Raw genomic sequence first — 25,341 nt, 5'->3', positions numbered from 1 at the left:
CGCCGTGGCCGAGTGGTACCGTGCTGATACCGCGCAGGTGATCCGAGATCTGCGCACCGACCCGGAGCGAGGGCTCACGTCCGACGAAGCGGCGCGACGTCTGGCCGAAACGGGTCCCAATGAACTGGTCGAGTCGGGGGGGCGGGGCCCCTGGCGAATTCTGCTCGAACAGTTTCGTGGTCCGATGATTCTGTTGTTGGTGGCCGCGGCCATCGTCTCGCTGGTGCTTGGCGAGTGGATCGACTCGGTCGCCATACTGACGATCATCCTGCTCAACGCGGCCCTGGGCTTCTTCCAGGATTATCGCGCCGAGCAGGCCATGGCCGCCCTCAAGCAAATGGCGGTTCCCACGGTTAAAGTGCGCCGCGATGGCTCGACGCGCGAAGTCTCGTCGCGTGAGATCGTGCCCGGCGATCTGATCCTGCTCGAAGCAGGGAACATCGTGTCGGCCGACGCGCGCCTGATCCACTCGGCGAGCGTGCGGGCACAAGAGGCCGCCCTGACCGGTGAATCGGAACCGGTCGAGAAGGAAGTCGAGGCGATCGACCGAGATGATCTTTCTCTGGGCGACCGCGTGAACATGGTCTACATGGGCACGGCGATCACGTACGGCCACGGGCGCGCGGTCGTCACCGAGACGGGCATGCGGACCGAACTGGGACACATCGCCCGGATGCTGCAATCGGTCGAACAAGAGTCGACGCCCCTCGAGCGTCATCTCGCCCAATTGGGGCGCGGCCTGGCGGTGGCGGCAATCGGCATCGTTGTGGCGTTCTTCGTGTTGGGGTTGCTGCGCGGCGAGGAATGGAAGGTGATGTTCCTCACGGCAATGAGCCTGGCGGTGGCGGCCGTCCCCGAGGGCCTGCCCGCCGTCGCGACCGTGACGCTGGCCATTGGCGCGCGGCGCATGCTGCGGCGCAAGGCACTGATTCGCAAGCTGCCTGCCGTCGAGACGCTCGGTTCGGTCACCGTCATCTGCTCGGACAAGACCGGCACGCTCACGGAAAACCGCATGACGGTCACGGCGATCGAAGTGGCCGGGCAACCATTCAGCCTGACGCCGAATTCCACGGGCAACGAGGTGACGGCGTCCGCGTCCATCGCGGAGGAAATCGCCAGGCGGCCGCTCGCCGCCTTGCTGTTGGCCGCGGGGGCCTTGTGCAACGACGCGGAGCTCGAAATCGAATCCGAGGACCAGGGAAAACAGACGGGCAACGCTACGAAAGCGGGTCCGCGCGTTGTGGGTGAGCCGACCGAAACGGCGCTCGTGGTAGCCGCGGCAAAGGCCGGACTCCCCAAACCCCGCCTCGAACGACAAATGCCACGCGTGGCCGAAGCTCCTTTCGATTCGACGCGCAAACGCATGTCGACGGCGCACCGTCTCGAGCAGACAGACGGCGCCTCGCAAGATCTGGCCGTGGCGGCGCTGGCAGATGCGATCGTGCAACTGGGGACGAACGGAGACGCCCAATTCCTGATTTGCGCCAAAGGGGCCATCGATAGCCTGTCGAAAGTCTCGTCGCGGATTGTACTCGAATCGGGAATCGCGCCGTTCGACGAACGGGCACGCAACGTGCTGGGCAAATCGCACGACGAACTGGCCGCGCGGGGCATGCGCGTGCTGGCCATCGCCTGCCGCACGAGCATCGAAGAGCCGGACGATCATGAAGAGAATCTGGAACGCGATCTCACGCTGCTGGGGCTCGTCGCCATCATCGACCCGCCTCGTGCCGAGGCCGCCACGGCGGTCACGCGCTGCCGCGAGGCGGGCATTCGTCCCATGATGATCACGGGGGACCACCGGCTCACGGCGCTCGAGATCGCCCGCCAACTCGGCATCTCGGTCGACGATCGGGTGGCCACGGGCGAAACGCTGGCGCGGGCGACCCCCGAAGAACTCGATAAGATCGTGGCCACGACCTCGGTCTTTGCCCGCGTGTCACCGGAGCACAAGCTGCGGATCGTCGAGTCGTTGCAGCGTCAGGGTCACATCGTGGCCATGACCGGCGATGGCGTGAACGATGCGCCCGCCTTGAAGCGCGCCAATATCGGGGTGGCGATGGGCATCACCGGCACCGACGTGTCGAAAGAAGCGGCCGACATGGTACTGCTGGACGACAACTTTGCCTCGATCGTGCGGGCGGTCGAGCAAGGCCGGATCATCTACGACAACATCCGCAAGTTCATCAAGTACCTGCTGGCGAGCAACGTGGGGGAGATCGTGGTCATGGCGGCCGCCCCGGTAGTGGGAATGCCACTGCCACTGCTGCCGCTGCAAATCTTGTGGGTCAACCTGGTGACCGATGGCCTGCCCGGTCTGGCGTTGGCGGTGGAAAAGGCCGAGAGCGATACGATGCGCCGTCCGCCCCACTCGCCGACGGAGAGTTTCTTTGCCCGCGGCCTGGGGCGCGACATTCTCTGGATCGGGGTGGTGCTGGGCATCATTACGCTGGCGGCAGCATACTACTACTGGGATCCCGCCCATCCAGAGGACCATCGCTGGCAGACGATCGCCTTCACCGTGCTGACGTTTTCCCAGATGGGGAACGTCCTGGCGCTGCGCTCGGCGCACGATTCGATCTGGCGGATCGGCCCCTTTTCGAACCGTCCCTTGCTGGCGGCCGTCGCTTGCACCATCCTGTTGCACACGATGATCGTCTACGTGCCGTGGTTCCAGCAGATCTTCAAGACCACGGCGCTCGGTCTGCCGGAGTTTATCTTTTGCGGCGTCGTCAGCTCGGCGGTGTTCGTGCTCGTCGAGATCGCCAAATGGATCTCCCGGAAGTGGCAACCATGATGTGGGACAATATCGCGCAGTTTCGCCGCAAGCTGGACGCGGGGCAGTTCTGCATCGGGCCGGGGATTTCGTTCAGCGACCCCGCGGCGAGCGAGGCACTCGTCGGCATGGCCGATTTCCTCTGGCTCGATCTCGAGCACACTCCCCTCTCGCTCGAATCACTGCAGGCCCATATCCTTGCCACCCGCGGGAGCGGCGTGCCGGGGTTGGTGCGCGTGCCGACGAGCGACGTCGGCCTGATCAAGCGCGTCCTCGACACGGGGGCCGAGGGAATCATCGTGCCGCAAGTGCGCTCGGCCGCCGAGGTGCAGGCGATCGCCGACCACTGCCGCTATGCCCCGCTCGGCCAGCGCGGCTTCGGACCGAGACGCTCGATCGGCTACGGCCGGCAATCCGTTGCCGACTTCCTGGCGGCCTCGAACCAGCATCTGTTCGTCGCGGTGCAGATCGAGCACGTGGCGGCGTACGACGATCTCGACGCGATCCTTCAGGTTGAAGGAATCGACTCGATCGTTGTTGGACCGTACGACCTCTCCTCCTCGTTTGGCGTGCCGGGCGAGATCGAACACCCCCAGGTGGCCGGCGCCATCCATTCCATCGTCGAGCGGAGCCGCCGGGCGGGACGCTACGTTGGCCTGGGCATGTTCCCCGACGTCGAACAGGCCGTTGCCGCTCAGCGTCTCGGCGTGCAATGGGTGCAATGCGGCACCGACTGGGGCTACGTCGCCAGCTTTGCAGACCAGCTCTATGGCGATATTCGGCAGCGGCTGGCGCGGTCCAGCTAGCGTGCGGCCTTGCTAGCTCCTCTTTCATCCTACGGCGTTCCCTCGCCGCAGAAGCCTCTCAGACTGCCCGTATTGGCCCAGCGCCAAGGGGCGATAGGCAAGGCGAGCATCTCGGCACCCTCGGGATCGTCGCCGCAGGGATCTGCCAAGATGCCGAGCTACAGTCTCTACCCAAACCGCCTGGCTTGGGCAGGCAGATCGACCAGAATTATCATCAGGCATGGCTCAAGCCGCAAAACCGTCAAAACCGATAGGCCATTAAGGAGCCACGGTATGGCTCCGCGCCAACCCGACGAACGGGAGGCCGTATTGTTCCTCGTTGAGTTCCGACCCGCTCTCGGCGGGAGGAGCTCCGTGACATTGCTGGCCCACATCCATGCTTGCGCCGCGTCGCGCCGGGTTGATCCTCTTCTACTTGCTAGCCACCGCGACGGTGGCGTTCGCCCAAGCACCCCCGCCGAGCGAGTTGCAGGCGATTCTGCGCCGACTCGACGAGCAAGAGGCTGAATTGCGCCGTTTGCGCGAAAAAGTGGCGGCGCACGAAGATGGTCTGAGGCGACTACCGCCGACGCAAGGCCCTGCCGTTCTTCCGGCCTCGGCCACGACGCCGATCGTCTTACCTGCGCAGCCCGCGGTGAGACAACAGCCAGGGCCTCCCGAGCCCGGCTCTCCCCAAGCCGATCTGCCCGACGGCGATTTGAACTCGGGGGGCTGGACGGGGCATTTGCCCCCATCGGCGATTGCGAACCCCTCCCCCGCGGAGCAGGATCTGCCCGACGGCGACTTGAAGTCGGGGGGGTGGCTCGACATGTCGAACGACAAGTGGAACGTCAAGCTTGGCGGCCACGTGCAGACCGACTTGATCAGTTGGCCTTACAAAGATCCCGATATCACGAGTCCCCTGGCCAAGAACTATTTCGAGTTTCGCCGCCTGCGATTGGTAGCCGAAGGCACCGGCTACGGCGTCTACGATTTTCGCCTGCAACTGACTCTGGAACCAGAAACCGTCAACGATGTGACGGGCGTGACCTATCCCGCGGTGAAGGACGCCTACTTCACCATCAACGAAACTCCGCTGGGGCGCTTCCGCATCGGCAACTTCTTCGTCCCCTTCAGCCTCGAGCAGGTGACGAACGACACGAACACCGTGTTTCTGGAACGGTCGATCCCCACGCAGGGCGTCTTTGCGGCCGATCGCGAGCCAGGGATCGCCATGTACGATTGCACCGCCGACCAGAATATCACCTGGTGCTCGGGCATCTTTATCGACAACATCAGCGACGCCGTGCAGGAACGCATCGACAATAACATGGGATTTCGCCTCTCGGGGCGCGTCACCTGGCTCCCTTATTACGACGAGCCCTCGAAGGGGCGGTATATGTTCTTCACGGGGGCGGGCATCCTGTACACCGACGACCACGACGATCGGATTCGCTTTCGCGCTCGACCGCAGATTCACGAAGGCCCCTTCCTGATCGACAGCGGCGTCTTCGACGGCCAGTATTACACGACCGGCAACGTGGAGTTCGCGACCGTATGGGGGCCCTTCTGCGTGCAGAGCGAGATGTTTCTGTGCAATGTCGACCGCAACGATGCGGGCTCGGCGCACGTCTACGGTGCTTATGCCTACGCGACCTACTGCCTGACGGGCGAAAACCGCAACTTCGAACGGTTCGGTCAGCACGGCGCGCAGTTCGGCCGCTTTGTGCCCTACAACAACGTCTTTTGGATGCCGGGCGGGTGCAGTTGGGGCGCCTGGGAAGTCAAGGGGCGCTGGTCGTTGTTGAGTCTCACGGGACTCGACGACGGCCAGTACAACGACTTCACCGTCGGCTTCAACTGGTACTGGAGCGATCGCGTGCGCATGCTCTTCGACTGGATCCACCCGATCACCACGGCACAAACGGTCTATGGCGCGACTGACTCTGACATCATCGGGATGCGATTCGACTGGAACTGGTAAGGCGAGCCGCGTGCCAGCCGCGGGGCGGCCGTACGACTCGACCACCGCGGCCACAAAGCCGCGCGCTATGCGGAAGGATTTCGTCATGCGATCTGCAGCGTTCAACGTTCTCTTGCTCGTCTGCTGGCTGGCCGTGCTCTGCCCCGCGACAACGACGGCGGCGGGCGATTGCTGCGCCCATTGCGGCTGCCGCGATGGATGCCAGAAGGTGTGCCGCCTGGTCTGCGAGGAGAAAACGATCGAGATCACCTGCTGGGGCTACAAGTGCGAAGACTTCTGCGTGCCCGGCCCTAGCTGTCCCCAGTGCAAGTTCCGCGAAGAGGTGTGCGGCGAATGCGATGCCGACGCCCAGAAGGCGGGGGTCACCCCCATGCGCAAGACCTTCGCCTGGTGGAGTTGGGATCCGAACCCCTGTGGCACGATCTACACGAAGAAGAAGCTGATGAAGAAGATCGTGAAAAAGAAGGTCCCCAGCTACAAGTGGGTCGTCGAGGATCTCTGTCCGCCTTGCGAGGCGAAGGCCCCGGTGGCCCACGCGCCGGCCGGCGGCAAGCTGCCCCAGGTTCCTGTCTCCGACGCCAAAATCAAAGTTGGATCCCAGCTACTCGCCGATGATACCGCGGAGTACCCGACGAACGTCGCGGCGGAGCCCAGCATCCTGCAGGGCACGTTGCGTCAGTAGTAGATCTGGAATCTCGTCCAGAAGAGATCGCTCTCCCTCTGCACGCCGCCGGGTCGATAGGGAATCGGCTGCGCGAAGTGCGCGTGTTGCCAGTCGAAGTAGATCTTCGTGAACTTGTTCAAATACCAGTTCAGGCCTGCATCGATCGTCTGTACCCGGTTCGTCCACTCGTTTCCATCGGCCAGGCCGCCCGAAAAAATCTCGTCGCCCACGACGAACTCGTCGTAGCGAGCCTGGAGTTCGAACGCGCCGTGGCCACACCGACCGGGCCGCAGATCGAACGGCTCGATCGGATCGATGAAGCTGCGTCGGGTGATCTGCTCGCCGGTGAGAAAGTAGCTCGCCTGCACGTGGTAGCCGTGGGTCGGCACTTCGATGCTGGGCGCGCCCCCCAGGGCATAGCTGTTGTAGCCCCAGTCGTACGCGCCCATGAAGGTCAGGCTTCGGTAGAAGTACGCCGTGTGCAGTTCCGCCAGGTTGCGCGGACCGCGTTCGACGACCCCGGAATTCAACTCCAGAAACGAAGGGGCGGCCTGAACGGCTCCTTCGCTCTCCGTCGCGTTCAGCGAGGTGCGAAAATCGACCGGTCGGGGCGCCTGGTTCTGCAAACCATAGGTCATCGAGCCGCCGATATTCCAATACTGCAGAGCGGGCAGACACTCCGAGTCCGCGAAGGGGCGCCAGTTGAGATAGGCCAGTAGATCCTTCGAGGCGTTGTAATCGAAGTACTGGTTGCGCGGACCGTTGGCCAGCGCGACCGCATATTCCGCGCGGTTGCCGCCCAATTCGCCATGCAGCATCACGCCCCAGTTGCGGTTATAGCCGTAATTGATGGCGAACACCGAACGCTCGGGCGTCGGCAGGAACTGGTTGCTGAGTGTGTACCAGTCGTAGGTGAACGGGACACGAAAACGGCCCACGCGAAACTGGAATCGCTCGTCGTAATTGAAATTGAAATACGCATCCAGCAGGTCGAGATTTCCCAACCCCTTGTTGATCGACACGCTGTACTCGATCGGCGCTGTCAGGCTGCCATTGAAGTAGAGACGCATGCGCGAGATGTAGAACCCGTACTGGTTGACCGGGTCGGAGTGCGCTTGTTCGTAGGCGCGCAGATCGAGTTGCGTTTCGTTGTGGATCACCAGGTCGTATTCGCCGTCGCTGGTCGTCCACTTGAATCCCTCGCCAAAGGACGAATCGGTCGTTGTTTCGCCGGGTGGCGGCTCGGGCTCATCGCCACGAATGTCGTCGGGTTGATCCTGGAATGTGCGCAAGAGACGTTGATGCTGGGCGCGTGTCGCTTCTACTTCGTCGGATAGCTCCTCGAGGCGCTGCGAAAGAAGGTGATTCTCTGCGAGGACCGAGGAATGTTGCGTGGCCATTCTGGCATGTCCAGCTTCCAACTCTTCGAGACGCTGTTCGAGGGATTTCTCGGGTCCAGAAATGACCGCCGGCGCCGAGACCTGGGTTACCGGTGGCAAGCGTCTCTGTCCGAGCGCCGTCGACGTGCTCGCCAACAAGCAAAACGTCGCCAACAGGAAGAGGGCCGCGGTCTCTTCGCCGGCGCGGTGGCAACGAGTTGTCGCTCGACGGTCTCGCAACATGATGGGAACGGACTACCTGAAGAAACCGGCTGCAATCGTGGCGCGCCATTCTCTCGTTCGCGAGCCTGCTGCGCTCGAGGATCGACGGCACCGCGGCGGCACGCGTCACCCTTATCGGGCCAGTAAAGTCGCCGTGGACAGCCGGATGAGCAACCTTACGAAGATTTTAAGTAGTGGCCCTTTCCCAAGCATCCCAGGCCGGCGCAGAGCGCCATGCCACGCGTTCGGCAGCGAAACATGCTGTCGACCGCGTCGACAAGCCGCGCGGAGCATGATTCAATGAAGCACGCTTTTTGGTAGCAAGAGCACCGCAGGCGAACGGGAGAGCCAAGCGATGATGATCGGACATGTCGCCATGATCGGCCGCATGGCGGTGGCAACCTGCCTGGGAGGCGTGATCGGTTGGGAACGCGAGCGGCAGGGTCGCCCCGCCGGCTTACGAACGCATTTGCTGGTATCGATCGCGTCGGCCACCTTCATGCTGGTCTCCACGCAGTTTGTCTATTTCCAGCAGTACGCTCCGGGCGATCTCGTCGAGGTCGACGCCTCGCGCATCGCCGCGAGCGTCGTCAGCGGCATCGGTTTCCTGGGGGCCGGCGCCATCCTGCGGAGCGGCGTCGGCATTCAAGGCCTCACGACCGCGGCCAGTCTTTGGCTGGTTGCCGCGATCGGACTCGCGTCGGGGGGGGGTATGTACGTCGAGGCGATCATCGCCACGGCCATTTCGCTCTTCTGCCTGGTTGTGCTGCGCCGCGTCGAAGGGCGTAAAGGCCGGCTGGTGGTTCGCCGAATCTCGCTGACGGTCAGCGACAGCGAAGTCAGCACGGCCGATGTGCTGGCGCGATTGCGCGCCGTGGGGGCCGAAGTGGCGGCCGTCGATTACGACCGCCGGCTCAAGGCCAAGAAAACCAGCGTACTGGTCGATGTCCGCTTGAAAAGCGATGCGGAACTGGAGCAACTCGTGCAATTGCTCGAAGCGATTCCCGGCACCACCCGCATCAAGCTGCAGCGACCGATCTAGGCTCGTCGGGCGCATTCGTGACAGAAAACGCCATCATCAGCGTGAGAAACAGCATTCGGCCTCGAGCGATTATGTTCGCATTTCCGTGCTGGAAGCATTAAAAGTCCATGGCCAGTCGCGTGCCGAACGCCTGGATGTCGCCGTTGCTAAAGCCGCTGGCCGAGTCGCGGAACGTGTAATCGTAGTTCCATTGCAGCTTGGCATTGGGATTGAGGAACCAGTTCAATCCCCAGGTCATGCTGTGCAGCATGCCTCCCTGGATGCCCATGCTGTTGAGATCGAGAAACGAGTAGCGGGCTCCGATCTGCCACGCGCCGCGGCCACACAAGCAACGGCCGCAGCCCGGCACGAGAAAGAAGTTTTCGTGCGGTACGACGCGCTCGAACACGCCGGTATGCCGGTTATAGGACTCGTGCTCGCCGGTCAGGAACCAGAAGGCCTGCACGTAGGTGCCTTGAAAGTACGCGGTGCCTCGCTCGACGGGCGCCGCTTGCGGCCACTGTGCGTCGTGAATCCAGGTGCCGATGTATTCGGCCTGCAGGGTGAGCGAGCCCCAGACCGCCGCCACTTCACCACCGACGATCTGCTGCTCGTCGCCGTACATGATGCCCGTGTCGGCGAGGATGGCGTTCAAGGGGCCCGGCGGACCGTTTCGCACGTTGCCGCGGCTGCGGAAGCGCTGTTGCTGGTTGTCGAGATCGCGTTGGCTGGCCGCACCGCCGATATGGACCAGGTAACGGCCCTCCCCCTCGTAGACGGGCAGCATCGTGACGCGCCCTTCCGCGTTGTATTCTCCACCCCCCACTGCAAAGCCAAAGGGATTCTGCACGTTCTTGAAGACGCCGACCGCCCAGGTCATGCGTTCATCCTCGGTCCAATGAAAGGTGGAGATGCCCGGCGAAAAGCCGTTGTTGAAGGCGCCGGTAAAGGCGTCGAAGTTGAACGACCGTTCGAGAAACGGCAGAAACCGGCTGCTCGTCAGGTGCTCCATGCTGAGCGGATCCTTGTGATTGCCGATACGCACGTTGCCGATCACGGGCAGGTGCTTGATGGTCAGCCACAAATCGGTCATCGCGGGAATCGGCGCCACGGTGTTCGGCGCCGGCGGGACGAGCGGGTCCGCGTTGAACTGGTTGATAAAGTCATACTCGGCCGCGAACTCGAAGACTTCCCACATGGTGCCATCGACGCGCAAGCGACCGCGGCGGAAGTTGACCGAGTCGGGAATGTTTCCGATGCCCCCCAGTCCGCTTTCGACCAGCGTGTCCGTTTCGAAGAAAGCGGCATCGACCTGCGTACGACCGCCGACATGGACGCGAAAATCCTTGTTAGGCGTTTCGAATTCCAGGCCGTGGTTCCAGCGTCCCTTGAAGTTCAAATCGCTGCCTACGACCTTGCCCTCGCCGGGAGTCGCCTCGAGTGCCTCGGCGGCCGAAGTGGGCGCCAGCGATTCGCTGGCCGCCGCCTGAGCCACTTCGTCGCTGTGCGTCGCGAGGTACTCGCGCACGATCTCCTCGATTTCGGCGCGCGAAAGCTCCTTGCTGGCTGACGTGGCTGCCACCGAATTCGATGTCGCGGTCTGCACCGGCGCATGGGCCGACGCTTGCTGCACGCTCGACGGAGCGTAGGTCGGAATCGGCACGACAGCCGAAGGAGCGACCGTGGCAGTCGCCGCGGGCACGGGGGGCAAGGGACGCACTTCTGCCGCCGGCGCGAGTGGTCGGGCAATCGTCGTTAGAGGCGGTAACACCGCCGGAGGAGGCATCTGCTGTGCAGGGCTCGATCTGCTGTTACCCTGCTGTCGCTCCTCGGCGAAAACATCCGAGCCCAGCAGAATTGCCAGCAAGCCAATGAAATGGCGGAGTGTAGCCACTCGAAGCGGTGAAGGCATCGCGTGCATGGAGACTTGGCGCAAGGATCAACGGTATGGCGGCGGATGCCCCTCTACGGTGACCCTTTATCGGCCGCACAACCGGCAAACTTTTCGCAAAGACGCCAATCTACCATGACAGTGCCGCACGGTTGCTAGCACTGCCGGCGTGGAGCGAGCGTCGAGAGATGCCCGTGCTAACAGCCTGGGGAAGAATGCCTTCGTGGCATTCTTCCCCCCTCGCCAGGTTCGCAGCAAAGCTGCTCAAGGCTCGCAAAATCACGACTGATGTCACGATTTTGGGATCGCATCGTGCGATCCGCACAGGCCGAGGAATACTTCCCCGGCCTGCCAAGCAACTCAGGCGAATTCGAGCACGATGCCTCCTAGCACGCGTTCGAGCCCCCCCGTGCTCTCGACGAGCAGTGCTCCATCTTCTGCGACGCCGCGGCAGCGGCCGCGAATCTGTCGACCGCCGATGTCGATGGCCACGGTGCGCCCGGAAAGGAGACAGCGGCGCGACCAGCCCGCGAAAAGCACGGCGTCGTTCGCCGCCAGGTGGGCCAAGGCCTCGTGAAACCTCTGCACCAGCGTGAGGAGAAAGGCCGTCATGTCGGTCGAGGTACCGCACACGTCGGCCAGCGAGATGGCACGCGCGCGAACGTCCTCGGGAGCGCCGGCCAACGAGTTGTTCACGTTCACGCCGATGCCGACGACCACACGCTGCGGCTCTCCCTTGCTCGCGGCTGGCACCTCGACCAGCACGCCGCACACCTTGCGGCCGGCCAGATAGACGTCGTTCGGCCATTTGAGCTGGCCTTCGGCCGTGGGGACGAACTCTTCGATCGCCTCGGCAACCGCTAGCGCCGCGCAATGCGAGATGCGCGGCCAACGCTCGCTCGAAATGCCCGCGGCGTCGGGCGAGATGACGAGCGAGAAGGTCAGTGCTCCGCCATCGGCCCACCAACGGTTCGTTCCGCGGCCGCGGCCGGCGGTTTGACGTTCGGCCAGCACGAGCGCCGGCGTCTCGAGCGCCGACTCGGCCAGGAGCGCGATCGCCAGATTGTTCGTCGAATCGATCTCTTCGCGGAATTCGAGCTGCCGCAACAGGCCCGAGGCTCGAATTCTGTCGAGATCGAACATCGGCGTGCGTTACTCGAAGCGGACCAGCAGATCGCCCGTCTCGACGTGGGTGCCGGCCTGTACCAGCACTTCGGCGATCTGGCCAGCGCGTTCCGCGTAGATGGTGGTTTCCATCTTCATCGCCTCGAGCGAGAGCAGCTTCTGCCCCTGGGCCACTTCGTCTCCCGGCTGCACGGCCACGACAAAGATCAGTCCCGGCATTGGTGCTCCCACGTGCAGCGGATTTTGTGCGTCGGCCTTGGGGCGTTTTTCGATACTGGATTCGAGCGCGCGATCGGTCACCGTCACACTGCGCGGTTGGCCATTCATGTCGAAGAAGACCGTGCGGCGGCCATCCTCGTGCGGATCGCCCACGGCCGAGAACTTCGCGATCAGCGTCTTGCCTGGCTCGAGCTCGATCGCTACCTCCTCGCCCGGCACGTAACCATAGAAGAAGAGGGGCGTCGGCAGAATGCTCGTATCCGAAAATTCGGCTTCGTGCTTGGCGAAGTCGAGGTACACGCGTGGGAACATGATGTACGAAATCACGTCGTGGCGCGCCGGCGGGCGGCCGATCTTGGCCTCGAGCTCCTTGGCCGTGGCCTCGAAGTCGGCCGGCGCCAGCGTAGCGCCTGGCCGATCGGTCAGGGGCTTCTCGCCGCGGAGGATGCGCTTTTGCACGTCCGGCGGAAAACCACCCGGCGGTTGTCCCATGCGCCCGGACAAGAGATCGACGACCGACTCGGGAAACGCCAGCTCGCGGTCCGAGCTCATCAGATCCTGGCACGAGAGGTTGTTCGCCACGAGGAAGAGGGCCAGATCCCCCACGGCCTTCGACGAGGGGGTTACCTTGACGATGTCGCCCAACATCTGGTTGATGTCGGCATAGGTGCGCCACACGTCGCGCCAGCGCTCGCCCAGGCCGACGGCCGTGGCCTGCTGACGCAGATTGGTGAACTGACCGCCCGGCATTTCGTGGGCATAGACCTCGGCCGAGCTGGCCTTCATTCCCTCTTCGAACGGAGCATAGAACTCGCGGGCGGCTTCCCAGTATTGGGCAAGCTGGTAGAGCCCTTCGGTATCGAGCCCCGTGTCGCGAGGCGTGAACCGAAGCGTCTCGACCAGCGAGTTCAAGTTGGGCTGCGACGTCATGCCCGACATCGGGGCCAGCGCCGCATCGACCACGTCGACCCCCGCCTCCGAGGCCTTCAACAGCGACGCGGCCTGCACACCCGCGGTGTCGTGCGTGTGGAAGTGGATCGGTAGGCCGATCTCCTGGCGGAGCGTTTTGACCAGCAACTCGGCGGCGGCCGGCTTGCACAAACCGGCCATGTCCTTGATGGCCAGCATGTGGGCGCCGAGCCCTTCCAACTCCTTGGCCAGGTCGACGTAGTATTTCAGGTTGTACTTGGTGCGCTGGGGATCGAGGATATCGCCGGTGTAGCAGACGGTGGCCTCGGCGATCATGCCCGACTTGCGAACCGCCTCGATGGCGATCCGCATGTTCGGCACCCAGTTCAACGAGTCGAAGATGCGGAAGACATCCATCCCGGTCTGGGCCGCCTCGTCGACGAAGGCCTCGACCACATTGTCCGGATAGTTCGAATAGCCCACCGCGTTCGACGCCCGCAACAACATCTGGAACAAGATGTTTGGGATACGTGTGCGCAGGTCGGCCAGACGTTGCCAGGGGCACTCCTTGAGGAAGCGCATCGACGTATCGAACGTGGCCCCGCCCCACATCTCGAGCGAGAACAGTCCCGACGCCAAGTGGGCGTAGCCCTCGGCAATCTGCAGCAGGTCGTACGTGCGGACGCGGGTCGCCAACAGGGACTGGTGCGCGTCGCGCATGGTCGTGTCGGTGACGAGCAACGGCTTTTGATCGCGCACCCAGGCGCAGAACTTTTCCGCGCCCAGCTTCTGCAGCCGGTTGCGAGTACCTTCGGGGATCGCCTTCTGCGGCGGAAACTGCGGAATCGGCGGCCACGGCTTCTTCGGCGGCTCGCCTTTCGTCTTGATGGCGGGGTGCCTGTTGACGATCACGTCGGCCATGTAGGTGAAGAGCTTGGTCGCGCGGTCGCGGCGTTGCTCGATCTGGAACAGGGCCGGCGTCTCGTCGATGAAGCGCGTGGTACACTCTCCCGCGCGGAACGTGGGGTGGGCCAAAATATTGATGAGGAACGGAATGTTCGTCTTCACGCCGCGGATGCGGAACTCCTGCAGCGCGCGCTCCATGCGGTCGAGCGCGTCGGTATAGCGGCGTCCCCAGGCCGTCACCTTCACGAGCAGCGAATCGTAATAGGGCGTCACGACGGCGCCCGAAAAGGCCGTCCCGGCATCGAGGCGAATGCCCATGCCGCCGGCCGAACGATAGTGGCTCACGCGGCCGTAATCGGGACGGAACTGATTCTCGGGGTCCTCGGTGGTCACGCGGGCCTGCAAGGCGAAGCCTCGCAGCTCGACGCTCTCCTGCGTCGGCAACCCGATCTCCGGATCGGACAGATGCGCGCCGGCCGCCACCAGAATCTGCGACTTCACGATGTCGATGCCCGTAACCGCCTCGGTCACCGTGTGCTCGACCTGGATGCGCGGATTGACCTCGATGAAAAAGAACTTGCCCGTGTCGGCATCGACCAGGAATTCGACGGTGCCGGCGTTGTTGTAGTTCACCGCGCGGCCGATCTTGATGGCGGCGTCGCAGATCTCCATGCGCAGCTTGGGATCGAGGCCGACCGCCGGCGCCAGCTCGACGACCTTCTGATGGCGGCGTTGCAGCGAACAGTCGCGTTCGTACAGGTGCAGCAGGTTGCCGTGCTTATCGCCGAGCAACTGGACTTCGATGTGCTTGGCGCGGCCGATGAACTTTTCGAGAAAGACATCGTCGCTGCCGAAGGCGTTGAGCGCCTCGCGCTGGGCTTGTTCGAGCGAGCCCGCCAGCTTATCGGCGGAAGTCACGACGCGCATCCCGCGTCCGCCCCCCCCCTTGGCCGCCTTGAGTAGCACGGGGTAGCCCAGCTTCTCGGCCAGCCTGGCGGCCTCTTCGGGCCCCGTGAGGGGATTCTCGCTACCCGAGAGAATGGGCACCCCGGCCTGGTGGGCGATGTGCCGTGCCGTGACCTTGTCGCCCAGCTTGTCGAGGGCCTCGACCGGCGGACCGACGAAGATAATGCCGGCCGCCTCGCAGGCGCGGGCCAAATCGGGATTCTCTGACAGAAAGCCGTAGCCCGGGTGGATGGCATCAACGCCATGCTCGGTGGCGATCTCGATGATGCCGGGAATGTCGAGGTACGAGCGGATCGGTTCCCCTGGCTTGCCGATCTCGTAGGCCTCGTCGGCCTTGAATCGGTGCAGGGCGTAGCGATCCTCGTGCGAAAAGATACCGACGGTGCGGATACCGAGTTCGTGCCCTGTACGGAAGACGCGAATGGCGATTTCGCTACGGTTGGCAACGAGCAGCTTGCGAATGGTCTTCATCGCTCGGGGGTTTCTCCGGGCACGAGCGGGGCGGGAGCGACAGCGGGCGGCAACGCCATCGCGGTGCCCTGATTATCGTGAGAGAAAGCCATCGTGCAACGGGGGGAAACTGACACCTTTTTCAGCATCTTGGGCGCAGCCGGCAGAGTCGAGACGCGATTTGTTTCCCTGCCGGTCGAACAGGGTCTATGCTGAACCAGAACGGACGCATGGCACAGGAAGGCAGGCCGTGTGGCACGGCCAGTGTATTTGAGGGCAGCGAGCCTGTCGAAGCATGTCCAATCACAATGAGACCGTTACCGGCGCCGATCTGCTGGCGGGCAATACCGCACAAGTTGGCAACAATACTTCAATCGCTTGCTTGTACTACTGTCTGCCGTTGATGGCACTTTGGTTCCTAGCAGCGATGATGACGGGTGGGCGGATCTCGCGGCGCAGCTTCAGCCACGCGGTTCCTTTCTCGGAACGGTACGGCTTGATACTCGCAATTCTTTGGTCCCCGCTCGGGATGTGGCACTTGTGGGATTTCTATAGCGAGGCATTTTTCTAGGGCAGGAATTTTTAGGGCAGGGATTTTGAACACTATGCAATCGCAAGAAACACAGAATACCTCACCGGAAGTCCGCCCGGTGACGACCATCGCCCGCCGGCAAAGCGAAATTACGCCGGCCGAAGTCGAGCGCCTCTTCGAGTTGATGAGCGAGCACTTCGAGGGGATCGACCGCGCGCACTTCGAGCACGATCTGCGCGAGAAAGAGTGGGTCTTTCTCGTCGTCGAGCACGGCACGGAGCGGATCGTCGGCTTCTCGACCCTCATGTCGTTGCGAACCGAACTCGACGGCGAGCCGCTGGTGGCCTGGTTCACGGGCGATACGGTCATCGCGCCGGAGCATTGGGGAGACCGCGGCTTCATTCGCACGGTCGGCACGCACATGTTTGCCGAACGTAAGTCACTGCACGACGGACCGGTCTATTGGGTGCTGCTCACCTGCACGAACCGCAGCTACCGCCTGATGCCCGGTATGTTCGAGACCTACCACCCGCGCCGCGATCGGGCGACTTCGCCCGATCTGCTGCGCAAGCTCGAAAAGCTGGTGCGGATGAAGTTTCCCGACGAATACGACGCGGAGAAGACGGTCGTCGCGCTCAAGGACCCGACGCCGGTCGTGGGCGACCGCGCGGCCATTTCGGAACGTCACCTGGCCGACCCGGAAGTGGCCTACTTCGTGCAGGCGAATCCCGGCTATGCCCGCGGCGACTATCTCGCCTGCTTCACCCTGCTGACCTATGACAATGTCAATCGGCTGGGACGGAAGATCTGGAGCGTTGAGCCGGAGTGAGGGGGCAGTGGTCAGTGGTCAGGGGATAGTGGTTAGTGGTTAGTGAGCGGGGGGCACCGACGTTTTCGCGCGGCCCGTTGGCGGAGCAGAACACACTCCAGTCGCGAAGACGTCGGAGTTGCGCAGCAATAAGAGGGTCTGTTCGACTCCTCTCAATCTGTTGCCGAAGAACTACAACGTGCGCTCAAACCTCTTGTCGCTGCGCGACACGGACGATCCTGCGACTTGCGTGCATCAAGTCGCAAGTTCGCTCCGCAGAATCATCAGTGCTACCCCCCCGGAGGCGATTGAATCGCCGTGCCCTAAGCACCCAGCGCCGCGCGTGTCCGTTCGACCAGAGAGTTTTCGGCATCGCCTGTCCCCTTCAAGTTGAAGACGGCGGTGGCCAGGAACTGGTTGCGCCACGCGGGCGAGACATTGTAAAAATCTTCGAGCGCGGCGGAGCTGAACTTGTAGTCGTGCGAGTCGCGCCCCTTGAGGAAGATCATGCGCCGCGCGGCGGCGATCAAGTCTTCGGGAGAACGGCCGGCCTCGAGATACCCCAGCACGCGTGCCGCCGCGGAAGCCCGATTGCCGCTGACATCCTGGAAGATCGCCGCCAGAGCCTCCTCTTCTGACTTGGGGGGCGCCACCGGCTCGAGGGTCTCCAGGCGCAGGTCGGCCATCTCGCCACCGCGGCGCACCACCTCGTCTCGGAAGAGCGTGACGAACGCAGTCCCCTGCAACAACATCAGGCGGCGCGTGAGATCGTCGCCGCTCGTCAGGTACGCGAAGTAGAGCGCATTGGCGGAGGTCACGGCATGCAAGGCCACGATCCCCGGCTTGCGCATGAGCAGTTCGCCGGCGCAGCCGAAGATGGCATCCCAGGCCGCCGCGGGCGCGGCGCCGGAGTTCACCACCTCGACCACTTTGCGGCAGGCCACGTCGTACGGCGTCTCGCGCAACGCCGCCAGGACTTCCTTGGTCGCCTCGGGACGCTCCTCTCCCCGGACCCAATCGGTCCGAAGCTGCGGCGCGAGTTCTTGATTCAACCGCCAGGGCCGATCGGGCAACTCGTCTGACTTGGCCGGATTGGGGCCGTCGTATTGCGTAATGGCGTAAGCCAGCGAGCGCATGATCGGCTCGGCATGCTGCCAACCGATCGTTTGCAGCGTGCGCCAGCTATTGGCCACGAAGATCGCCTTGTGGCCGATGGAACGGAAATCTCGCGCGCCATACTGCGCGAAGAACTCAAACACCTCGTTCGCGCCCGCGGCACGCACGAAACCGGCCGTGGCCCAATCGGCTCGCTCGAAATCCCAGGCATCAAGCGCCGAGGCGAGTTCCTTGCGCGCATCCGCCGGGCCCGGCACGCGCGATTCATCGACCGGCGCCATTGTCCAGTTCCCTTCGCGCTCGTCGTCGGCCTGCGTCTTCTTGAAATAGTCGAGCGCCCAGAACATCGGCAGCCAGCGGTCGTTACCGCTCGAGGCGAGACTCGCCAGGTGGGCCGAGTTCACTACCAGCACGCCATGAAACTTAAAGCCGACCGACGGGCGTGGCTGAATGTTTCGTACACCGGCCAGTTGCAGCGCCGCAAGTAACTCGCGATAGGAAAGCCCCGCGTCGATGCGCGTGGCCACCTCTTCGAGCAAGCGCTCGCGCGGCGTCTTCTCGAGCAGCCGGACCAGCGGCTCGATGTCGGGCTGTAACCGGACCATGTTCGGCCGCGGCGTCAGCTCGTCGGCCGAGACGGGTCGCAAGCGGGACAGGAAACTGAAATCCCCCAGCCCCACCAGCGCCCCACCCGCTGCGGTCGTTCCCAGAAATCGTCGGCGTGATGACCCGCGCATGGCTCGTCCCTCCTGCATGGCTCGTGACGGCCCCCCCTGCCCTTGTGCTTCCTCTGTAATCTTCGCGCGCCCCGGGCAGCCAGGCAAGGCGAAACCGATCCCTGGGATGGCAGCGCGCGTCGCTTCGCGATATGTTGTCGCACACCGTAACCTCCGAGCAACGAGGAGTATGCCGCCATGCCGGAATGGGCCAGCGTGAATGGTCGATTCTCGTCGATCGACGAGGCGACCGTGCCGATCAACGATCGTGGACTGTTGTTCGCCGACAGCGTGTACGAGGTCTTCGTCGCCTACGGCGGACGTCTCTGGCTGGAAGAAGAGCATTACCGGCGGCTGGCGGCGAGTCTCAACGCTCTCGGCATCACGGCAGATCTGCGGCAGATCCGCGCTTGGGTCGCCGAAACGGTGCGTCAAAGCCAACTCGGTCAGGCCCTGGTATATCTCCAAGTCACACGAGGAGTCGCACCGCGCGGGCACCTGCCTCCCCAGGACCTCCGGCCAACGGTCATCGTCACCGCGCGCGAGTTGCGTACCCTCTCGGCAGAAACGCACGAGCGCGGCGTTCCGGTCATCACCACCCCCGAAACACGCTGGGCACGGCGCGACGTGAAGACCACCAACCTGCTCGCCAATACGCTTGCCAAGCGGGCCGCCGATGCCGCCGGCGCCTTCGAGGCACTATTCGTGAACCCCGATCACACGCTCAACGAGGGTTCGAGCACGAACTTCTTTCTCGTCAAGCAGGGCGAAGTCATCACTCCTCCCAAGACGCACGCCATCTTGCCGGGGGTTTCGCGCGACGCCGTGGTCGAGCTCGCACGCTCCGAGGGGCTGAAGGTCGCGGAACGTCCCGTTTCGCGAGACGAATTGCTGGCCGCGGATGAGGTGTTTCTCACCGGCACCACCACCGAGGTGCTGGGAGTCGTTTCAGTCGATGGCCAGAAGATCGCCGATGGCCGAGTCGGCCCGATCACGCAACGGCTCTGCGCGGCATTCGAGCGCCGGCGGGAAGCCTGGTTGGCCGCCTTTCAGCAGCAACAATAGCTGCTGTCGTAGCCACGCTGGCACAGCACGCGCCAAGTTCGCAGCAAAGCTGCCCACGGCTCGCAGGCCGATTGATGCTAGTACCGAAAGCAGCACGGACGATTCCGCCGACCTCAACCACGACCGAGGGTTCGCCAGACAGCCCCCTCGTGGGTAGTCGAACAAAGAGGCCGACATGGCAGCAACCCTCTTGTTGCTGCGCAACACCGACGTCTTCGCGACTTGAGCGTGTTCTGCTCCGCCAGCGGGCCGCGCGAAAACATCGGTGCCACCCGCTCGCTGGCCACTGGCCACTGACCCCTGCCCACTGTCATCACAGTTTGGCCAACGCGTAAAGTCACGCGCTCGCTGTGGTCGATAACGTCGTAGTGCCACCTTCTGCGCCGAACCTATCGACCGCTGGCGCGACGTCCGTCACTTTTCGGAAACGTGCATGGAAACCCTCTCAGCATTGCCCGCGCCACCGAGCGAATATCTCGCCGACTTCGACGCCCATCAGCGTCGCACCGTCGATGAATTTCATCGCGTGTACTACAATGCCCGCTACCGGGGGCTCACCTGGGGTAACACGCACTGGTTGGGAGTGCCCACGCTCAAATGCCCGCTCGATCTCTGGCTCTATCAGGAGATCGTGCATGAATTACGGCCGGATTACATCGTCGAAACCGGCACGGCGCACGGGGGGAGCGCCTTGTATCTGGCGTCGATCTGCGACCTGGTCCAACATGGCAACGTGCTGACGATCGATATCCGCGCGGCGGCCAACTGGCCGCGACATCCACGGATTACCTACCTGATCGGCTCGTCGACGTCGCCCGAGATGGAACGCCACGTCACCGAGCACATCGGCCAGGGCAAGCGCGTGCTGGTGATTCTCGATTCCGATCACCGCCGCGAACATGTGCTACGCGAAATGGAGATCTACTCGCGGCTCGTACACGTGGGGGGCTATCTGATCGTCGAAGACACCATTGTCACGGGCGATCCGATCGCCAAGGAGTCGCAGCCGGGCGCGCGAGAGGCTGTGTTCGAGTTCCTCGGCCGCCGCGATGACTTCGCCATCGATCGGAAGATGGAAAAACTGCTCGTGTCGTTCAATCGCCACGGCTATCTCAAGCGTCTACGCTAGATGGGAGCCGAACTTGGGTGACATGAATCAAATCACGCTCTTGCGTTCGCTGGTGCCGACGATCGATGGCCCGATCCTCGAAGTCGGCAGCAAGGACTATGGCAGCACGGCCAGCTTTCGCGATTTCTACCGGCAAAACGTCTACGTGGGGGTCGATCTCGCGCCGGGCAAGGGGGTCGATCGCGTGGCCGACCTGACCCAGGGAACGGCCGGACTGCCCGAGCATCATTTCGCGCTCGCGGTCTGCTGCTCGGTGCTCGAGCACGTCCCCAAGCCCTGGTTAATGGCCGATAATATTACGCGCTTGCTGCGGCCGGGGGGATTGCTCTACATCTCGGTCCCCTGGGTCTGGCGCTACCACGCCTATCCCGACGATTACTTCCGCTTCTCGTTCCGCGGCATCTCGACGCTGTTCGAAGAGTTCGACTGGCAGCGCGCCTATTACTCGACGACGGCCGAAGGCGAGTTCTATCAGATCGACGCCGAGCACATCGACGTCGACAACGCGCTGGCCGTCCATCTGGCCGCCGCGGGGGGACCTCAACGGAAATACCTGCCCTATCTCATGGTGAACATGCTCGGAATCAAGCGGGCCGAAGCCCGTTGCGCCGCTTGAACCGCTTAATCAGACACCAGGAAACCGACTCCGATGAAACAAGTCTCCGGCATCTTCCTGCCCGACGCTGAAGCCCACATGCCGCAATACCTCGAGGCCTCGGGCGGAACGTATCAGCCACGGCAGCTTCATCGCTCGCTCGAGTTCGTCACGAGCTGGAACCTGGCGATCGACATCGGGGCGCACGTCGGACTGTGGAGCAAGGCGCTGCTCGAGCGTTTTCAACGCGTGGTCGCCTTCGAACCGATGGGAGAGCTGCGCGCCTGCCTCGAAATGAACGTCCGCAACGAGCGGCTCGACGTGGTGCCGATCGCACTGGGGGCGAAGCCGGGGGCCGTCTCGTTCGAGTACGATGCCTCGCACACCGGCATGACTCATGTTTCGCCGACACGCCGTGGCTTGATCCCGGTCGGCCGCCTCGACGACTTCCGCCTGACGGGCGTGGGATACATCAAGATCGATACCGAGGGCTTCGAGCTGCAAGTGCTCGAGGGAGCCCGAGCCACGCTGCTCGAGAACCAGCCGATCATCATCGTCGAAGAAAAGTTCCACGGCGTGCGGCACTACGGCCAGAAGCCTTACGCGGCGATCGAGTATCTCGAATCGCTCGGCGCGCGGGTGTTGGATCGCGTGATCGACGACTTCATCGTCGGCTGGGCCGATTCACCCGGCAAGGTACGCACCGCGGCGCGGCGCCCCGCGGCGCAGGAACTGGCCGACGCCGCCTCGCGCCACCAGGCCGGCGATGCCGCCGGGGCGCGCTTGCAGTACCGCGGACTCGCGCTCGATCATCCGAGCTGGCCCGATCCCGCGCATCTGCTGTCGATTTGCGAACTGCAGTTGGGCAATCACACGGCCGCCGTCGAATGGGCCGAGCGGGCTGCCATGCTCACCCCGCAGGAACCGCGCTACTTGAATACGCTGGGGACCGCGCTGTGGGTGGCGGGGCGCACCGAAGAGGCCTGCACCCTGTTCCGCCGGCTGGTCGCCGAGCATCCGCAATTCTGCGAAGCCCACGTGAACCTGGGCGAGGCGAGCGCCGCGCGCGGCCTGCACCAAGAGGCCCTGAGTCACTACGAACAAGCGCTGCGACTCAAGCCCGATTCGATCTCGTTGCTCACCAAGGTCGGTCGCCTTCATGCGGCACACGGCGCGACGAAGCAAGCCAGCGTGCTGTTCCAACGTGCCTTGGCGCTGAATCCCCGCAGCCAAGAGCTGAGGGAAGAGCTCTCCAAGCTCGGCGGCTGAGCAATCGGGCCCGCTTGTTTGCACGGATACGCAAGGCCACCGCTCGCGGTGCCGCGCGTCCGACGCATTGGCGCGGTCGTGCCGTTCGTTTACCGCGCCGCGGCCGAAGTCGTCGGCAGGCGTTCGACGACGCCGGCCAACACGGCATCCCATAGCCGGGCCAGGGCGGCTGCCGAGCAATGCTGGTTTACATAGCGCTGGCCTGCCAGGAGACGATGCTCGGCCGCGGCGCGATGAGCGAGAGCCCAGCGCACCCCGTCGCACACATCCTCGCCAAGCCACACGTAGTCGGCAAAGCAGCGATACGACGGCAATGGATAGGCGACGACAAACCGACCTGCCCGCAACGACTCGACCAGTCGATTGGGGCTCTTCACCTGCTTGCGCGATCCTTCGAGACTCGGCAGCAGCACGAGATCGCACGCCGCCAGCCCCTGCCACGTGGCGGCGGGACTCCAACGGGTGAAGCGCGTGGTGAAGTTCGAACCCGCGCCTCCATCGAGCGAGCGCAATGCTTCTTCGATCCGCGTACCGGCCGGATCGCTGATCACTTCGAGATCCAGGGGCAACTCGCGTGCTAGCTGCTGCAGCCCCGGCACGATGGAGGCCAAGGTGTCGAAATTCGTCGGATGCCCGAACCAGAGCAGCCGCAGACGGCTGTCGTCGGGCGAGAAGCAGGCTTCGCCCGCGGGCCCCTCGCAGGGATCGCTCACGACCACGGCCTGCAAGCCTGTCTCGCGCTCGATGACGGCGGCCATCTCCGACGTGCTGGCAACAAGCCGATCGGCCGCGGCCGCCAGTCGCCGATAGGTCACCTCGAGCTGCGGCGTATGGAAATGGTCGTCGCAGAGATCGAAGACCACCCGCGTGCCGAGCGTCTGTGCCCGGGCGACAAGCTCGTACTTGCCCCGTGTGAGAACCTTGGACACGACGAGCACATCGGAGGCCAGGTACTGATCGAGCGTCTCGATCGGCATGGCGGGGTCGAATCGCAAGATACGACTCTGATGCCCGTAGGCCGCCAATTCGGTGGCGGGTGCTAGCACGCGATAGCGCACGCTAGCCGCGGGAGAGGTGAATTGCCCCCCCACCTGCTGCACATCGGCATCGACGAGCCAGGTAATTCGCATCTCCGCGCGACCTTCCGTTTCGACCGAGTGCTTGCCCCGTTGTGCCCCACGCGCGCAGCGCGAGACGCTCGGGTTATCGGAGATCGCGAGCAGAAACTTGAGCCGGTCGGCTAGCGGGGCGCCGGAGCGTTGGCGTTCGAGTCTTCGAGCCGGCGTGCCAGCTCGACCAGCGTGCGGACGAAATAGCCCGTTCCGCCGGCGTCGGCCCACTTCGAGGGCTTTTCGGCGAAGGCTGGCCCGGCAATGTCGCAATGCGTCCACGGCTTGCCGCTGACAAACTCTTCGAGGAACTTGGCCGCCGTAATCGCCCCCCCCCAGCGGCCTTCGCCGATGTTCTTGATGTCGGCCACTTCGCTGCGAATCATGTCGCCGTAGTCGGCGAACATGGGCAACTGCCAGCACGGCTCGCCACTCGCGGCCGCGGCGGCCAGAAGATCGTCGCACCACGGCTGGTCGTTGGTCATCAGGCCGGCCACGCGCGGCCCCAGGGCCACCATGCACGCGCCGGTCAGCGTCGCCAGATCGACGATTCTGGTCGCGCCGAGCTCGATGGCGATCGAGAGCACATCGGCCAGCACGAGGCGACCTTCGGCATCGGTATTGAGCACTTCGATCGTGCGACCGTTTCGCGCGGTGAGCACGTCGCCCAACTTGAACGAGTTTCCGCCGGGCATGTTCTCGACGAGGCCCAGCATGCCGATGACATTCACGCGCAGGCCCAGCCGCGCGATCGCCGTCATGGCGGCCAGCACGGTCGCGGCGCCCGCCATGTCGCACTTCATCGTCTGCATCGAATCGCTGGGCTTCAGCGAGAGGCCCCCCGAATCGAAGGTGACTCCCTTACCCACTAGCGCCACCAGCGGCGCCTCGGGGGCGCCGCGATAACGCAGCAGGACCATGCGAGGGGGGTTGGCCGAGCCGCGCGCGACCCCCAAGAGCGAGAACATCCGCTCGTCGGCAAGCAGCTTCTCGTCCCAAACCTCGCACTCGAGTCCGTGCTCGGCCGAGAGTTCCACGGCGCGCTCGGCGAACGTCGCGGGATAGAGGACATCCGGGGGCTCGTTGACCAGCCGCCGCGCAAGATTGATCGCTTCGCCGAGAATGCGACCTTCGTCGAGGGCGGCCTCGTCGGCGCCGGCCCAATGCAGCTCGCCAAACGGAAAGAGCTTCTTTTCGGCGCGATAAAGATCCTGGCCCACGCACCCGGTAATCACGCCGGCAATGCCCGCCGCCGCGAAGCGTTCACCCTCGGCGTCGACTTCGAGAAAGTACGCGATGCTGCGTCGTCGCTTGGTGGCCAAGGCCCGCGCCGCGGCCGCTGCGGCTCGAAAGGCGAGGCCTTGATTCCATTCTTCGCGCTTGCCGAGCCCCACGAGCAACACCAGCGGCGCACGCACGCCCGCGGGGCTGTGCAACGTCAACGTCTCGTAAGGCTTCGCCCCGAACTCGCCCGTGCCGATGAGCCGCTCGATCAGGCCTCCGGCGGCTCGATCGAGTGTGGCGGCACTGCCCGACAACGGCGCGCCGGCAAAGACGGGGACGACCAGGGCATCGGCTTCTGCTTCGACGACGGACGAATCGAGCGTATCGATCTTCACAGCGTGACTTTCTCGAAAGGTAAGACAGGCGGTTTGGCTGGCCCCAGTCTAGCGGTCCAGCCCAGAAGACGCACGAAGCCGAACGC

The 25,341-nt window shown here is 63.9% G+C and carries 18 protein-coding genes; 11 read left to right on the top strand and 7 right to left on the bottom strand.

The window, feature by feature from the left end; genetic code table 11:
* The first annotated feature begins 4 nt into the window (after positions 1-4).
* From KF708_13785 to KF708_13770, 4 genes are all read left to right on the top strand, one after another.
* Positions 5-2,797 (top strand): cation-translocating P-type ATPase, encoded by a 2,793-nt coding sequence (locus tag KF708_13785; protein ID MBX3413757.1) that lies wholly within the window; start codon positions 5-7, stop codon positions 2,795-2,797.
* On the top strand, positions 2,770-3,582 hold the full coding sequence (locus KF708_13780; GenBank protein ID MBX3413756.1) for a hypothetical protein: 813 nt from the start codon (positions 2,770-2,772) through the stop codon (positions 3,580-3,582). The genes KF708_13785 and KF708_13780 overlap by 28 nt, the downstream gene beginning before the upstream one ends.
* A 376-nt stretch (positions 3,583-3,958) precedes the next feature.
* On the top strand, positions 3,959-5,545 hold the full coding sequence (locus tag KF708_13775) for a hypothetical protein (GenBank protein ID MBX3413755.1): 1,587 nt from the start codon (positions 3,959-3,961) through the stop codon (positions 5,543-5,545).
* Between the two features lie 85 nt (positions 5,546-5,630).
* A complete protein-coding gene (locus tag KF708_13770) occupies positions 5,631-6,227 on the top strand; it encodes a hypothetical protein (GenBank protein ID MBX3413754.1) in 597 nt (198 codons plus the stop codon).
* On the opposite strand, the gene KF708_13765 is transcribed toward KF708_13770, so the two are convergent.
* Positions 6,221-7,831 carry a hypothetical protein gene (locus KF708_13765; protein ID MBX3413753.1) on the bottom strand — a complete coding sequence of 537 codons (1,611 nt, stop codon included), beginning with the start codon at positions 7,829-7,831 and terminating at the stop codon, positions 6,221-6,223. The genes KF708_13770 and KF708_13765 overlap by 7 nt on opposite strands.
* A 334-nt stretch (positions 7,832-8,165) precedes the next feature.
* On the opposite strand from KF708_13765, the gene KF708_13760 reads away from it, so the two are divergent.
* Positions 8,166-8,852: an MgtC/SapB family protein gene (locus KF708_13760; protein ID MBX3413752.1), complete on the top strand. Its 687-nt coding sequence runs from the start codon at positions 8,166-8,168 to the stop codon at positions 8,850-8,852.
* A 97-nt stretch (positions 8,853-8,949) separates the two neighbouring features.
* Here KF708_13760 and KF708_13755 read toward each other — a convergent pair whose 3' ends face one another.
* The 3 genes from KF708_13755 to KF708_13745 all read right to left on the bottom strand — a co-directional run bounded on the left by KF708_13755 (position 8,950) and on the right by KF708_13745 (position 15,318).
* Positions 8,950-10,542 (bottom strand): hypothetical protein, encoded by a 1,593-nt coding sequence (locus KF708_13755; protein MBX3413751.1) that lies wholly within the window; start codon positions 10,540-10,542, stop codon positions 8,950-8,952.
* Positions 10,543-11,082: 540 nt separating this feature from the next.
* The gene (locus tag KF708_13750; GenBank protein ID MBX3413750.1) at positions 11,083-11,865 is read right to left on the bottom strand and encodes a biotin--[acetyl-CoA-carboxylase] ligase; all 783 of its coding nucleotides are present in this window, start codon (positions 11,863-11,865) and stop codon (positions 11,083-11,085) included.
* Positions 11,866-11,874: 9 nt separating this feature from the next.
* Positions 11,875-15,318, bottom strand: coding sequence for a pyruvate carboxylase (locus tag KF708_13745; protein ID MBX3413749.1), 3,444 nt, complete (start codon positions 15,316-15,318; stop codon positions 11,875-11,877).
* A 274-nt stretch (positions 15,319-15,592) separates the two neighbouring features.
* Here KF708_13745 and KF708_13740 point away from each other — a divergent pair, with 274 nt between their 5' ends.
* Complete coding sequence (locus tag KF708_13740; GenBank protein ID MBX3413748.1) at positions 15,593-15,868, top strand: hypothetical protein; 276 nt, start codon at positions 15,593-15,595, stop codon at positions 15,866-15,868.
* A 34-nt stretch (positions 15,869-15,902) separates the two neighbouring features.
* Entirely contained in the window at positions 15,903-16,658 is a 756-nt protein-coding gene (locus KF708_13735) for a hypothetical protein (GenBank protein ID MBX3413747.1), read from the top strand.
* Between the two features lie 302 nt (positions 16,659-16,960).
* On the opposite strand, the gene KF708_13730 is transcribed toward KF708_13735, so the two are convergent.
* A complete protein-coding gene (locus KF708_13730) occupies positions 16,961-18,490 on the bottom strand; it encodes a twin-arginine translocation signal domain-containing protein (protein MBX3413746.1) in 1,530 nt (509 codons plus the stop codon).
* A 177-nt stretch (positions 18,491-18,667) separates the two neighbouring features.
* Between KF708_13730 and KF708_13725 the strand changes: the two genes are divergently transcribed.
* From KF708_13725 to KF708_13710, 4 genes are all read left to right on the top strand, one after another.
* A complete protein-coding gene (locus KF708_13725) occupies positions 18,668-19,534 on the top strand; it encodes an aminotransferase class IV (protein MBX3413745.1) in 867 nt (288 codons plus the stop codon).
* 433 nt (positions 19,535-19,967) lie between these two features.
* Positions 19,968-20,663, top strand: coding sequence for a class I SAM-dependent methyltransferase (locus tag KF708_13720; protein MBX3413744.1), 696 nt, complete (start codon positions 19,968-19,970; stop codon positions 20,661-20,663).
* Positions 20,664-20,685: 22 nt separating this feature from the next.
* Complete coding sequence (locus tag KF708_13715) at positions 20,686-21,279, top strand: class I SAM-dependent methyltransferase (GenBank protein MBX3413743.1); 594 nt, start codon at positions 20,686-20,688, stop codon at positions 21,277-21,279.
* Positions 21,280-21,312: 33 nt separating this feature from the next.
* Positions 21,313-22,527, top strand: a complete 1,215-nt coding sequence (locus KF708_13710; protein ID MBX3413742.1) for an FkbM family methyltransferase — start codon at positions 21,313-21,315, stop codon at positions 22,525-22,527.
* Between the two features lie 89 nt (positions 22,528-22,616).
* On the opposite strand, the gene KF708_13705 is transcribed toward KF708_13710, so the two are convergent.
* Entirely contained in the window at positions 22,617-23,657 is a 1,041-nt protein-coding gene (locus KF708_13705; GenBank protein ID MBX3413741.1) for a hypothetical protein, read from the bottom strand.
* 110 nt (positions 23,658-23,767) lie between these two features.
* The gene (locus KF708_13700; GenBank protein MBX3413740.1) at positions 23,768-25,255 is read right to left on the bottom strand and encodes a leucyl aminopeptidase; all 1,488 of its coding nucleotides are present in this window, start codon (positions 25,253-25,255) and stop codon (positions 23,768-23,770) included.
* Positions 25,256-25,341: the final 86 nt, after the last annotated feature.

This window comes from Pirellulales bacterium, from assembly GCA_019636335.1.
Lineage (GTDB): Bacteria > Planctomycetota > Planctomycetia > Pirellulales > JAEUIK01 > JAHBXR01.
The sequence above is the reverse complement of the archived record's forward strand: the minus strand, read 5'-3'. Positions and strand labels throughout refer to the sequence as shown.